Source organism: Rhizobium johnstonii 3841, assembly GCF_000009265.1.
GTDB classification, from domain to species: Bacteria; Pseudomonadota; Alphaproteobacteria; order Rhizobiales; family Rhizobiaceae; genus Rhizobium; species Rhizobium acaciae.
Genome location: NC_008379.1, coordinates 256,086 through 269,039, shown reverse-complemented (window position 1 = coordinate 269,039; position 12,954 = coordinate 256,086). Strand labels below are relative to the sequence as shown.

Genomic DNA, 12,954 nt, shown 5'->3' with positions numbered 1-12,954 from the left:
GGAATTAGGGATTGCTACGGCCGAGGCCGTAGGTGAGGGCGAGCGCGCCGACGAGCACGGCGCCCTTGACGAAATCCTGGGTGTAATAAGGGGCGTTCAGCATGGTGAGGCCGTTCAGCAGCACACCGACGAAGACCGCGCCGGCAATGGTGCCGAACACGTTTGGGCGGCGCAGGTTGAAGACGGCAAAGCCGATCAGTGCTGCGGCGACCGAATCCATCAGCAGCGAGCCGCCGGACGAGATATCGCCACGCCCGACGCGGGCGGCAATGACAATGCCGCCGAGCGATGCCAGCGTGCCCGATAGGACATAGGCGAGCGTCTTCAGCCGCACCGTCGAGGCGCCGGCAAGCCGGGTCGCGACCTCGTTGCCGCCGGTCGCAAACAGTAGCCGGCCGATGCGGGTGCGTTCGGTGAGAATGAAGAGTGCGATGGCGACTACCGCCATCAGCACCACGGAAACGGGCAGGGTGCCGAGGATGCTGTAGCGGCCGATCAGCAAAAAGGCGGGGTCGAAAGCGTCGGTCGCCTTCGAGCCGTCCGGCAGGGTGAGGCCGGCCGAAATCGACCGGCCGGCGGTCGGGATCAGCTGCAGGCCGGAAAGCAGGAACATCATCGCCAGCGTCGCCAAAAGATCCGGCACCTTCAGGCGCACGATGAGGAAGGCGTTGACGAGGCCGACCAGAGCGCCAAAGGCGAGCACCAGCGGCACCGTCGCGTAGGCGTCGAGCCCCCAGACGATCATCGCGTAACTCGCCGCCATCACGCTCGATGCGGCGACCGCGCCGATCGACAGGTCGAAACCGCCGACAGCAAGCGTGACGGTGACGCCGGCGCCGAGAATGGCGACGACCGACACCGCCTGCAGGATGCTCATGAGATTGGCGATATTGATGAAGGCGGGCTCGGCGACGGTGAACCCGACGACGAGCAGTGCCAACAGGATGAACACCGCGCCCGCCCGGAGGAACGCCCCGAGTGCTGCAAGACGACCGCTATCGGCGTGCGGCGATGCCTTCGGCCGGGCGCTTGCCTGTGGAAGAGTGTCGTCGTCGATCGTCGTCATGCGGATATTCCCTGGATGGCAGAGGAAAGAGCGGCCCCGTCTGCCGCGGGCCTCAACACGTGGCGGTCGATGACGAGGATGCGGTCGGCCACCTCATAGGCCTCCTCCGGGTCGGAGGTCGCGATCAGCGTCGCCCGGTCGCTGCGGGCGCGGATTGCCCGGATGATGTCATGACGGGCGCCGACGTCGACACCCTGGAAGGGTTCGTCGAGCAGCAGAAGCCGGCTTGGTTCCGCCTCCCAGCGGGCGATCACCGCCTTCTGCTGGTTGCCGCCGGACAGTGACCAGACCGAGGCGAGCGGACCCGCGGCCTTGATGCCGAGACGAGTGATCGCCTGTTCGGCTTCGCGGCGCTCACGGCCGCCGACGAGGAAGCCGTGCGGATACCATTTGGCAAGATGCGGCAGGCTGATCGTCGCCGACAGCGAATTGCCCGGCCATGCCGGCGGCATCAACGAGGAGCGATGACGGTCTTCGGCGGCCATGGCGACACCTGCCGCTATCGCTCCGGCCGGCCTTTTCGGCCGGTAGGGCCGGCCATCGAGGAACATCTGGCCGCCGGCAAGCGCCGCCACGCCGAAGATCGCCTGGAGCAGCCGGCTCTTGCCGGCGCCGAGCACGCCGGTGACCGCAACCACCTCGCCTTCATGCAGCGACAGATCGAAGGGGGCGCCTGTCGGCAGCAGGCGGGCATTGTGCATCTCGAAAATCACTGGTCCGGTCGCGGGCCGCGCATCCGGCCGGGCCGCATCCAGTCTGCGGCCGATCATCGTCTCGATGGCGCTCGAAAAATCGATCGGCCGCGAGAAGGTGCCGACGACGCGGCCGCCGCGCATGACGAGCGCGCGGTCGGCGATGGCTTCGAGATCGGCGGTGCGGTGCGAGATATAGAGGATCGCCAGGCCCTTTTGGCGAAGCCTAAGCAGAATATCGAAGAGGCGGCGGCTTTCCTCTCCGGAGAGGCTCGCCGTCGGCTCGTCGAGGATGAGGAGGTCGGCGCGGTTGGCAAGCGCCCGGGCGATCGCCACCAGTTGCCGATCGGCGCTGGCGAGGTCACCGAAATCACGGTCCAGCGGCAGGGAGAAGCCGGCGGCATCTAGCATGGCCTGCGCTGCACGGCGGATGCCGGCGCGCGAGACGAAGAAGGGTGTGCTGCGATCGGCAAACCGGTTGAGCAGCAGGGCATCGGCAACCGTCAGACCGGCCGCACCGACGAGATCCGTTGACTGATGCACCGTGACGACACCGGCCCTTGCTGCTTCGGCCGGGCTACGCGGCGCAAAGGCGCGGCCATCGAGGCTGACCATGCCGCCATCGGCCGGAAGCACGCCGGAAAGGATCTTGACCAGCGTCGATTTTCCCGCGCCGTTTGCGCCCATCAGCGCCACGATCTCGCCGCGTTCCATAGAAAAATCAGCGCCGGCAAGCGCCCGCGTCGACCCGAAACTGCGGGTGATATTTTCAATGTGAAGAAGCGGCATCGATAAAGGTCCGGGACTGCGATCGAAGCCGGAGTGTGCCCTGTCCGGGCGGTTGAACTCCAGGCACGCCTTTCCCCGGCGAACTGCCCTCGGGAAACAAAGAATCTCACACAGCCCATAAAATCGGATCATTTACTCTACTAAAAACATAGAGATTATATCTAATAATCCAACGCGTCGCGAGGGCTGCCAGACCTGTCAGACGACGCTCCCGATTGCTAAAAGGAACGCGACGATGAAATCCCTCGCACGGCTCGCACTGTCCGCCGCCGTCATTCCGTTCATTTTCATTCAAGGCGCAAAAGCCGACGGTCTGTCCGGCGCTCCTGCCCCTTTCGACAAGGGCGGCGTCAAAGTAGCGCTGATCAGCTACATCTCGGCCGGCGATTTCTTCCAGGCCTACCAGGCAGGGGCTGAAGCCCAGGCCAAGGCGCTGGATATCGACCTGCGCATCTTCCCCGGCCGGCAGGATGCCGCCGAGCAGCGCGAACAGATCCTCCAGGCGATCAATCTCGGCGTCTCCGGCATCGTCATCGACCACGGCCTGCCGGAATCGCTCGGCGACGTCGTGCAGCAGGCGCTCGACAAGGGCATCAAGGTCGTGGCCTTCGACGTCAACCTCAACAACCCCAAGATTCCGCAGGTGGAGCAGAGCGATCACGAACTCGCGTCACTGGCGCTCGAACAGGTGGTGAAGGACAACGGCAACAGCTTCAACGCCGGCTACGTCTATGTCGCGGGCTTTGCGCCGCTCGACCGCCGCAACGAAGTCTGGGACAAGTTCAAGTCGGACAATAAAGGCGTGGTCGAAAAGGCCCGTTTCGGCAATGTCAGCGACACGACGGCGACTTCGACCGCCGATCAGGCGAAGGCCGTGCTCACTGCCAATCCCGATATATCGGTCGTCTTCGCCCCCTATGACGAATTCGCCCGCGGCGTGAAGCTCGCTGCCAACGATCTCGGCATAGCAAGCAAGCTCAAGATCTATTCGGCTGACGTCTCGACGGCCGATATCCAGGAAATCATCGAAGAAGGCAGCCCTTGGGTCGCGACCGTCGCGACCAATCCGGCCGTCGTCGGCGCCGTCTCCATTCGCGCCGCAGCACTCGAAATCGCCGGACAGACGGTTCCCCACCAGATCACCGTGAAGCCAACACTTCTGACGCAGGAAAGCCTGCGCGCAGCCGGCGTCAAGACGATCGAGGAGCTGGCCGAAAAGATCCCGGCCTTCAGCACGAGCGATGCGGCGACCGCCAGCTGGATCCCCGACAAGCTGTTCTGAGAACTCGCACTTCGATCCTTCCGGCGGAAGCGTGTGGCTCCCGCCGGATCATCTTTTTGGAGAAATGGAGTTCCGCCTATGAGCCAGTCCAATGTCATCTTCGCGGCCAGCCGCAACCCGACGCGCGAAGACCTCTTTGCCCGTGCGGAGGATATCTCTGCCGACCTGTCGCGGCGCGCCGCAGACCTCGACCGCGAAGGCCGTCCGCCGCTCGCCGAGATCGTCAAACTGAAGAATGCCGGCCTGCTCAATGCGCTGCATCCCACGCAAATCGGCGGCGGTGGCCTCGACTGGGTCGACGGGCTGAGGCTGGTGCGCATTCTCGCCCGTGGCGAGAGCTCGATCGGCCAGCTGCTCGGCTACCACTATGTCAACAGCCAGTACATCTATTGGGCCCTTGATGCCGCACGCGCCCATGCGCTGGGCAGCGATACCGTCGCCAGGAACCTCTATTGGGGTGCAGCCGTCAATCCGCGCGATCCCGGACTGGTGCTCACCCGTCGCGGCAACAGTTATGTGTTGAACGGACGCAAGTCCTTCTCCACGGCGGCGCGGGTCTCCGACTATATCAATGCCAATGCGACGCTTGACGACAAGATCGCCGGTTTCGCCGTGCCGACCAATCGTCAAGGTTACGTCGCCAATGACGACTGGGACAATATTGGCCAGCGCCTGTCCGACAGCGGCAGCGTCGAGTTCCGCGACTTCCCCGTCTACGAGGAGGATTTCGTCGGCGCGCCGGCTGCATCCGACGTGGCGCCGCCGGTGCTGTCGACCTTCAATACGCCGTTCATCCAGCTGGTCTTCGTCAACTTTTATCTCGGCACCGCGGAAGGCGCGCTGCAAGCGGCCGTCGATTACGTCCGCAACACGACCCGGCCGTGGATCACCTCGGGTGTCGAGCGGGCGGCGGATGATCCCTATATCCTCGAACGCGTCGGCGAATTCACTGCCGCGCTGAAGGCCTCGGCAGCCCTTGCCGACAGTGCGGCAGCCGCCGTGCAGGCGGGCCTTGCCCGCGGCCGCGACGTCACCGCGCGTGAGCGCGGCGAGGCGGCGGCGGAAGCCTATGCCGCCAAGGTTCACGCCACCCATGTCTCGCTCGACATCACCTCGCGCGTCTTCGAGCTGACGGGCGCACGCTCAACAGCCGACAAATACCGCTTCGACCGTTTCTGGCGCAATGTCCGCACCCATACACTGCACGACCCGGTCTTCTACAAGGCGAGGGAAGTGGGTGAATTCGTGCTGAACGACAAGATACCGGAGGTCAGCCTCTATAGCTGAGGCGGCCATCTTTCATCGAAAGCAAATACCCCATTGCCGGCGCCGGCAATGGGGCTTTCGTTTGGAAGAGCGGGGAGATTTCAGAGCGCGCCGTTCTTCGGCGGCGTTACGCCGTTCAAATGGTAGTTGCCGACGACGTGATATTTCCAACGCACGGGATCATGCAGCGTATGGGTGCGGGCATTGCGCCAGTGGCGGTCGAGGTTGAGGCTCGCCTGCACCGACGAAGTTCCGGCAAGCTCGAAGAGCGTGTTCGAGGCCTCGAGCGCCACTTCGGTCGTCAGCACCTTCGCCGCAGCGACTGCCAGCGTCGCCGCGATCACCTTTTCCTCCGTCGTCTCGACCTGCGCGGCATCGACCTTGTGGCCGGCGCGCTCCACCAGAGCCGTTGCGGCTTCCAGCCGTATGGCGATCTGGCCAACCTTGGCGATCGTCAGCGGATCGTCAGAGGCACGCTCAAGGCCGCTATCCATCCAGGGCCGCGATTTCGTCCTGACGAACTCAAGCGTTTCGGCAAAGGCCGCCCGTGCGATACCGAGATCGACGCCGGCATGGATGATCTGACCAACGGAGCCGATCGTCGTCGGCCGCTCGAAGCCCTTGTGATGGAAGACCACGGAATCGGCACTGACATAGACATTGTCGAGGATCGTCGTGCCGCTGCCGGTGGTGCGCTGGCCAATACCGTCCCAGTCGTCGACGATCTCGACGCCTTCGGTGCCCTTCGGCACAAAGGCCATGGTCAGGCGATCCTCCGGATCGAGCGCGAAGATGGTGATCCAATCGGCGAAGAGGACGCCGGTCGAATAGAATTTGCGGCCGTTGATCCGGTAACCCGGACCGTCGCGGGTGATGCGCGTATTGTAGTGGCCGGCCGTCTTGGTGCCGCGCTCGGATAACGCATTGCCGAAACGATCGCCGGCCAGCACGCGGCCGAAGAAATAGCGCTGCTGCTCCTCGCCGCCATCGGTTCTGAGCGCTTCGAGGATATAGAAATGGTTCTGCGGGATCTGGCCGATCGAACCGTCCGCCTCCGACAGGATCGCGGTGATCTCGGCAAGCACGGCGTTGGAGACGTCGAGGCCGCCATATTGCGCCGGCACGGTGATCGCCAAAAGGCCGGACTGGGCGAGAAGATCGAGTTCGCTAAAAGGCAGGATCCTGTCGGCGTCGCGCTCGGCGGCGCGTGCGGCAAATTGCGCTGCCAATCTGCGGGCAGTGGCGATCGCCTCCTCGTCGCTGCCGATACGGTCGGCCACGGGCCGGATCTGGTCTGCTTGCCTCAGCACGGTGTTCATCGATGTCTCCATTTCTGACGAGCCTATCGGTGAAAGAAATCGAGCGTCGAAATAAGAGCACAAATTCTATAGATGTCATCGAAAATGAAAAGTGTTTGCTTATCGGCTTCTGGCTGCCGCGATTAGTGCCTCAGTCGGGCGGTTCTGCGAAAACGTGGCCGGAAAAGTGCCGAAATCGCTACCGGAAATTAGCGGAGCCGGCCTCGATTTGAATTCGTCGAGTTCCTACGTAACCGATATCCGATGCGTCGCTGCAGCGGCTTCAGACAGAATGCCCAATGCGGGGCAGGCGGCCGCCTTGCCCGATCCATGAGGAAAGTCATGACCCCACGGCAGTTGCGCCTCGGCGCCTTCATGCGTCCCGTCAGCCTGCATACCGGTGCCTGGCGCTATCCCGGTTCTTATCCCGACGCCAATTTCAATTTCGCCCATTTGAAGTCCTTCGCGCAGGCGCTGGAGCGGGCGAAATTCGACGCCTTCTTCATGGCCGATCACCTTGCCGTGCTCAACATGCCGGTCGAAGCGCTCAGGCGCAGCCACACCGTGACCTCCTTCGAGCCCTTCACGCTGCTCTCGGCGCTGGCGGCGGTGACGGAGCGCATCGGCCTCGTCGCCACTGCCTCCACCACTTTCGACGAGCCCTATCACATCGCCCGGCGTTTCGCCTCGCTCGACCATATCAGCGGCGGCCGCGCCGGCTGGAACATCGTCACGACCTCCAACCCCGACGCCGCGCTCAATTTCGGCCTTGACGAACATGTGGAGCATGGCGAGCGTTATCATCGCGCCCGGGAATTCTACGATGTCGTGACCGGGCTTTGGGACAGCTTCGCCGACGATGCCTTCATCCGCGACCGGGAAAGCGGCCTGTTCTTCAATCCGGAAAGGATGCATGTGCTCGGCCACAAGGGCGAAGAACTGAGCGTGCGCGGGCCGCTCAATATCGCCCGGCCGCCGCAGGGCTGGCCCGTCATCGTCCAAGCCGGCCAGTCGGACCCCGGCCGCCAGCTTGCGGCGGAGACCGCCGAGATGGTCTTCTGTTCGCCGCGCGATCTGGCCGCGGGCAGGGCGCTTTATGCCGATATCAAGGGTCGCATGGAAGGTATCGGCCGCAACCGCGAGCATCTGAAGATCCTGCCTGCCGCCTTCATCATCGTCGGCGACAGCATCGAGGAGGCCCGCGCCAAACGCGCCACCCTCGACAGTCTGGTGCATTACGACAGCGCCATCGCTTCGCTTTCGATCGCGCTCGGCCATGACGCTTCGGGCTTCGATCCCGACGCACCGCTGCCGGCCGATATTCCCGACACCAATGCCAGCAAGACCGGCCGGGCACAGGTGCTGAAGCTTGCGGCGGAGGAAAATCTGACGGTGCGCCAGCTGGCGCAGCGTTATGGCGGTTATGCCGGCCTTGCCTTCGTCGGCACGCCGGCCAGCATCGCCGACGAGATGGAGCGCTGGCTTGACGAGGAGGGTTCGGACGGTTTCAACATCGTCTTCCCCTATCTGCCGCAAGGTCTCACCGACGTCACCGAACGGCTGGTTCCCGAGCTGCAGCGCCGCGGCCTGTTCCGCAGCGAATACGAGGGCATGACGCTGCGTGAACATCTCGGATTGCCGCGGCCGGAGAACCGGTTTTTCGCCGCCAATGCCTAAGACGCTACGGGCAATCCCCGCGCGGCAATACGATGGCGTAACCGTCAGAATTCGACGGTCCTGTTGTCAAAGCCCGGCCGCGCGGGTTCGAATTCCCTTTCATCAGCGGAGGGATCGCGCAATGCCTCAAACAGCGTCTTCGGCGTCCAGTTCACCTGAAATTCCGCATAGCTGACAAGGACATAGGCCGCTTCGCCGCGATCAGTGATCACCAGCGGCCGCTCGCTCGCTTCCTTCTTCGCCTTGCTCGGATTCCGGTTGAAGGCTGCGCCGGTCATGAAGGACATTTTCATCGAAACCATCCACTCTACATCAAGAGGGAATATACCCAACCTGCCGGTCTCAGACCATGGCCCCCACATCGAATGCATCGCTTTCGCCCGGCATCAGTTCGAGCGGCCAGATGATGTTTCGGCCGTCGCCCGGATAGAACTCTCGATAGGCCGGCATGGTGGCGAGAAGCATCCGGCCGAGCGCGACGCCGAGATCGTAGAGCGAGATACGAAAGCAGCTCAGCGACGGCTGCAGGAACCGTGCGCGCGGAGCGTCGCGGAAGCCGATCACCGCAAGGTCGCGGCCGGGCATGACGCCCGATTCCATCAGGCGGCGATAAAGACCGATCGCCATCAGCTCGTAGATCAGGATCACCGCCGTCGGCCGCTCTTCGAGCAGCAGCAGCTCATGGGCCGCCTGGTAGCCGCCCTGTTCGCTCGACCTGATGCGGATGACGAGTGACGGGTCGAAGAGAATGTCGTGCCGCTCAAGCGCCCGGCGATAGCTGTCGATAAAGAGATAGCCGAGGTTGGCCTCGCTCGACGGCGCGGTGATCGCGATCCGGCGGTGGCCCAGCGCGATCAGCCGCTCGACGGCATGGTCGGCCACGCCCTCGAAATCGAGATCAATCCATGGAAAATTGCTGGCCGAAAGGCTGCGGCCGAGCGCGACGAAGGGGATCTTCGCCCGCGACAGAAAGTCGATGCGCCGGTCGACGCGCTGCGTGTCCGAGATGATCATCGCATCGACGATGCGCCGCGCCACCATCCGCTTCAGATATTCGTGCGGATCCTCGTCGCTCGGGCAGGGCAACATGAGGAGATCGAGCTTGTGGCGGGCAAAGACGCTCTGCAGGCCGCTGGTGACGCCGAGGAAGAAGTTGTCGGCGTTCTCGACCGTCTCCTTGCTGGATTCGATCATCAATCCGATGACCTTCGTCTCCCCCTGCCTCAGGCTCCGCCCAGACTGGTTGGCGACATAGCCGAGTTCCTCGGCCGCCGCCAGCACCCGCCGGCGGGTTTCCTGATTGACATCGGGCTTGCCGTTCAGCGCGCGGGAGACCGTGCCGATCGAGATATTCAAGTGTTCGGCAAGCTGGCGAATCCCCTTCATCGCTGACGATTTTCCCGGGAGCATGATGCCGAAAAGTGTGCGCGGTTTTCGGACGACATCATGCTCCATTTCTATAATTCAGATCCGTCCGGATCTGGGCCCGTAATTTCCCATTTGCCGTCTATTGACACCGCAAAATGTTTTCGCCTACAGTCGTAAACGTTTACGGAGTGCGTGTCACGAGGAGAGTTGACACCGTTCCCTTGGAGGAAATCGTGAAATTCAGTGCCATTCTGTGCGGGTGCGGAGCTATGTCCAAAGGTTGGTTGCGCGCCATCGCTTCCAACCCTCTGCTGGCCGACTCCATCACCATCGTCGGCCTCGTCGACCTGAATCGGGAGACGGCGGAAAAGCTTGCCTCGGAGTTCGGCCTTGAAGGCGCCGTCATCGGTTCGGACCTGTCCGACGTCATCGCGGCCACAAAGGCCGACCTGGTCTTCGACATCGTCATTCCGGCCGCGCGCTACGACGTCGTTTCCACCGCACTCAAGGCCGGCTGCCATGTGCTCAGCGAAAAGCCGATGGCGGCCTCGCTTGCCGAGGGCGCCGCGCTGGTCGATCTTGCCGCCGAGACCGGCCGCATCCACGCCGTCATCCAGAACCGCCGCTTCATATCAGGCGTCAGGCGCCTTCGCCGCTTCGTCGAAAGCGGCGCGATCGGCGAACTCACCGGCATCCATTGCGACTTCTTCCTGGCGCCGCATTTCGGCGGCTTCCGCGAAGAGATGGACAACGTCCTGCTTCTCGACATGGCGATCCACACCTTCGATGCAGCGCGCTACGTCGCCGACAGGAAGCCGCTTGCCGTCTATTGCGTCGAGCGCAATCCGAAGGGTTCGTGGTACCGGCACGGCGCCTCGGCCAACGCCATCTTCGAATTTTCCGACGACATCGTCTTCACCTATCGCGGCTCCTGGTGCGCTGAAGGCGAGCGCACCAGTTGGGAAAGCCAGTGGCGCCTCGTCGGCTCGAAGGGAATGCTCGCCTGGGATGGCGAAGAGAATTTCAAGGCGACCATCGCCGGCGAAGAGCCCGGCCTTCTACGCGGCTCTGTTGCCGTAAACGTTCCCGGTCCGGACCATGACGAGGAGACCCATGGTCACGCCAGCGTCATCGCCGACTTCATCGCGGCGATCGGCACCGGCAAACGGCCCGAGACGGTTAATTCCGACAATATCCGAAGCCTTGCCATGGTCTTCGGCGCGATCGAAAGCGCCAAGACGGGCAGGCGCGTCGAAATTTCAGCATAGGATGACGTGACGTGAGCAACCCTGCAAAATCCATTCGTATCGGCACCATGGTCAGCGGCAACAAGGGCGACGCCGCCACCCGCATCGGCGAGATCGCCGGCATGGGCTTCGAAAGCTTCGAACCCTTCTTCTGGCAGACGACCAAGGGGCAGAACCTTGCCGAACTCGGCAAGCGCTGCCTCGATGCGATCGGCGACCGCGACATCACCATCTCGACGCTCGGCATGTTCGGCAATCCGCTGGAAGAGAGCGCGATCGACCTCGAGACGCTGCAGGGCTGGAAGGACTGCATCGACAATGCCCATCACTTCGGCGCCACCTGCGTTGCCGGCTTCACCGGCCGCATCCGCGGCAAGCCGCTGACCGACAGCTTGGCGCGCTACAAGCAGATCTGGAGCGAGCTTGCCAAGCGCGCCGCCGACAAGGGCGTCAAGATCGCCTTCGAGAATTGCGCCATGGACGGCAACTGGGCAAGCGGCGACTGGAACATCGCCCACAATCCCGATGCCTGGGAACTGATCTTCAACGAGACGCCTGATGACAATATCGGGCTGGAGTGGGAACCGTGCCATCAGATGGTCTATCTGATCGACCCTTTACCGCAGATCCGCAAATGGGCGCACAAATTCTTCCACGTCCACGGCAAGGACGCGACCATCCGCTGGGAGGTCATCAAGGAACACGGCATCTTCGGCAAGGAGAAGTTCGTCTTCATGCGCACGCCGGGCTTCGGCGACAGCAACTGGACCGACATCATTTCCGAGCTGCGCCTTGCCGGCTGGTCGGGCTCCATCGACATCGAAGGCTGGCACGACCCGGTCTATCGCGACGCGCTTGAAATGACCGGCCAGGTCTATGCGCTCAACCACCTCAAGCATGCCCGGGGCGGCGAATTCGTCGTCGATCCGGTCTGATGATATCGTGGCCGGCAAGGAGGAATTGCCGGAAACGGGGATAACCACAAAGGAGGAGAATCATGGCTATCCGCAAATATGCAATTCTGGGCGCTCTGGCGCTTGCAGGCATCTCGCTCACCGGCCTTTCGGCCAGGGCCGAAGACGTCACGCTGACGCTCTGGTCGCTGGACAGGGACATCCAGCCGGCGCCGAACCTCGTCAAGGAATTCAATGCCCAGAACAACGGCATCAAGATCGAGTATCGGCTGATCCAGTTCGACGACGTCGTCACCGAGGCCATGCGCGCCTTTGCGACCGGCCAAGCGCCCGACATCATTGCCGTCGACAATCCGGAGCATGCGCTGTTCTCGTCGCGCGGCGCTTTCCTCGATCTCACCGACATGATCTCCAAGTCGACGGTGATCAAGCCGGCAAACTATTTCCCCGGACCGCTGAAATCCGTGGAGTGGGACGGCAAGTATTTTGGCGTGCCGAAGGCGACGAACACGATCGCGCTCTACTACAACAAGGACATGTTCAAGGCGAAGGGCCTCGATCCGAACAAGCCGCCGCAGACTTGGGACGAACTCGTCGAAGATGCGCGCAAGCTGACCGACCCCGCCAAGAACGTCTACGGTCTCGCTTTCTCGGCCAAGGCCAATGAGGAAGGCACCTTCCAGTTCCTTCCCTGGGCTCAGATGGGTGGCGGCAGCTATGAAAATATCAATGCCGAAGGCGCGGTGAAGGCGCTCGAGGTCTGGAAGACGATCATGGACGAGAAGCTCGCTTCCCCCGACACGCTGACGCGCGGCCAGTGGGATTCGACCGGCACCTTCAACTCAGGCAATGCGGCAATGGCGATCTCGGGTCCCTGGGAACTCGACCGCATGAGCCAGGAAGCGAAATTCGACTGGGGCGTCACATTGCTTCCGGTTCCGAAGGAAGGGGCTGAGCGCTCGTCGGCCATGGGCGACTTCAACTGGGCGATCTTCGCCACCAGCAAACATCCGGCCGAAGCCTTCAAGGCGCTCGAATTTTTCGCCTCGCAGGACGACAAGATGTTCAAGAATTTCGGCCAGCTTCCGGCTCGCTCCGACATTTCGATCCCGGAAACCGGTCAGCCGCTGAAGGATGCCGCCCTCAAGGTGTTCCTCGAACAGCTGAAATACGCCAAGCCGCGCGGCCCGCATCCGCAATGGCCGAAGATCTCCAAGGCGATCCAGGACGCTATTCAGGCAGCACTGACCGGCCAGATGAGCCCGAAGGACGCGCTCGATCAGGCCGCGGATAAGATCAAGGCTGTGCTTGGGTGAGAAGCGGTTCGGCGCAGCCGAAGCGACAGCGCAGGGCCG

11 protein-coding genes are annotated in these 12,954 nt (G+C 62.9%); 6 read left to right on the top strand and 5 right to left on the bottom strand.

What is annotated here, in order from left to right; all coding sequences use genetic code 11:
- Positions 1–4 precede the first annotated feature (4 nt).
- Together RL_RS27065 and RL_RS27060 are read right to left on the bottom strand one after the other, a co-directional pair.
- Entirely contained in the window at positions 5–1,066 is a 1,062-nt protein-coding gene (locus tag RL_RS27065) for an ABC transporter permease (RefSeq protein ID WP_011649764.1), read from the bottom strand.
- Complete coding sequence (locus RL_RS27060; protein ID WP_011649763.1) at positions 1,063–2,547, bottom strand: sugar ABC transporter ATP-binding protein; 1,485 nt, start codon at positions 2,545–2,547, stop codon at positions 1,063–1,065. The genes RL_RS27065 and RL_RS27060 overlap by 4 nt, the downstream gene beginning before the upstream one ends.
- 235 nt (positions 2,548–2,782) lie before the next feature.
- Here RL_RS27060 and RL_RS27055 point away from each other — a divergent pair, with 235 nt between their 5' ends.
- Together RL_RS27055 and RL_RS27050 are read left to right on the top strand one after the other, a co-directional pair.
- Positions 2,783–3,829, top strand: coding sequence for a substrate-binding domain-containing protein (locus RL_RS27055; protein WP_011649762.1), 1,047 nt, complete (start codon positions 2,783–2,785; stop codon positions 3,827–3,829).
- Between the two features lie 78 nt (positions 3,830–3,907).
- On the top strand, positions 3,908–5,116 hold the full coding sequence (locus tag RL_RS27050) for an acyl-CoA dehydrogenase family protein (protein ID WP_011649761.1): 1,209 nt from the start codon (positions 3,908–3,910) through the stop codon (positions 5,114–5,116).
- An 80-nt stretch (positions 5,117–5,196) separates the two neighbouring features.
- Here the strand turns inward: RL_RS27050 and RL_RS27045 are convergent, their stop codons facing one another.
- Positions 5,197–6,414: an SfnB family sulfur acquisition oxidoreductase gene (locus RL_RS27045; protein ID WP_041936783.1), complete on the bottom strand. Its 1,218-nt coding sequence runs from the start codon at positions 6,412–6,414 to the stop codon at positions 5,197–5,199.
- Between the two features lie 321 nt (positions 6,415–6,735).
- On the opposite strand from RL_RS27045, the gene RL_RS27040 reads away from it, so the two are divergent.
- Positions 6,736–8,070 carry an LLM class flavin-dependent oxidoreductase gene (locus tag RL_RS27040; RefSeq protein WP_011649759.1) on the top strand — a complete coding sequence of 445 codons (1,335 nt, stop codon included), beginning with the start codon at positions 6,736–6,738 and terminating at the stop codon, positions 8,068–8,070.
- Positions 8,071–8,114: 44 nt separating this feature from the next.
- On the opposite strand, the gene RL_RS27035 is transcribed toward RL_RS27040, so the two are convergent.
- Positions 8,115–8,363, bottom strand: a complete 249-nt coding sequence (locus RL_RS27035; protein WP_233938709.1) for a type II toxin-antitoxin system Phd/YefM family antitoxin — start codon at positions 8,361–8,363, stop codon at positions 8,115–8,117.
- Between the two features lie 49 nt (positions 8,364–8,412).
- Positions 8,413–9,456 (bottom strand): substrate-binding domain-containing protein, encoded by a 1,044-nt coding sequence (locus tag RL_RS27030; protein ID WP_011649757.1) that lies wholly within the window; start codon positions 9,454–9,456, stop codon positions 8,413–8,415.
- Positions 9,457–9,671: 215 nt separating this feature from the next.
- Here RL_RS27030 and RL_RS27025 point away from each other — a divergent pair, with 215 nt between their 5' ends.
- The 3 genes from RL_RS27025 to RL_RS27015 all read left to right on the top strand — a co-directional run bounded on the left by RL_RS27025 (position 9,672) and on the right by RL_RS27015 (position 12,915).
- A complete protein-coding gene (locus tag RL_RS27025; protein ID WP_011649756.1) occupies positions 9,672–10,706 on the top strand; it encodes a Gfo/Idh/MocA family protein in 1,035 nt (344 codons plus the stop codon).
- Positions 10,707–10,717: 11 nt separating this feature from the next.
- The gene (locus tag RL_RS27020; protein WP_011649755.1) at positions 10,718–11,620 is read left to right on the top strand and encodes a sugar phosphate isomerase/epimerase family protein; all 903 of its coding nucleotides are present in this window, start codon (positions 10,718–10,720) and stop codon (positions 11,618–11,620) included.
- Positions 11,621–11,682: 62 nt separating this feature from the next.
- A complete protein-coding gene (locus tag RL_RS27015; protein WP_011649754.1) occupies positions 11,683–12,915 on the top strand; it encodes an ABC transporter substrate-binding protein in 1,233 nt (410 codons plus the stop codon).
- Positions 12,916–12,954: the final 39 nt, after the last annotated feature.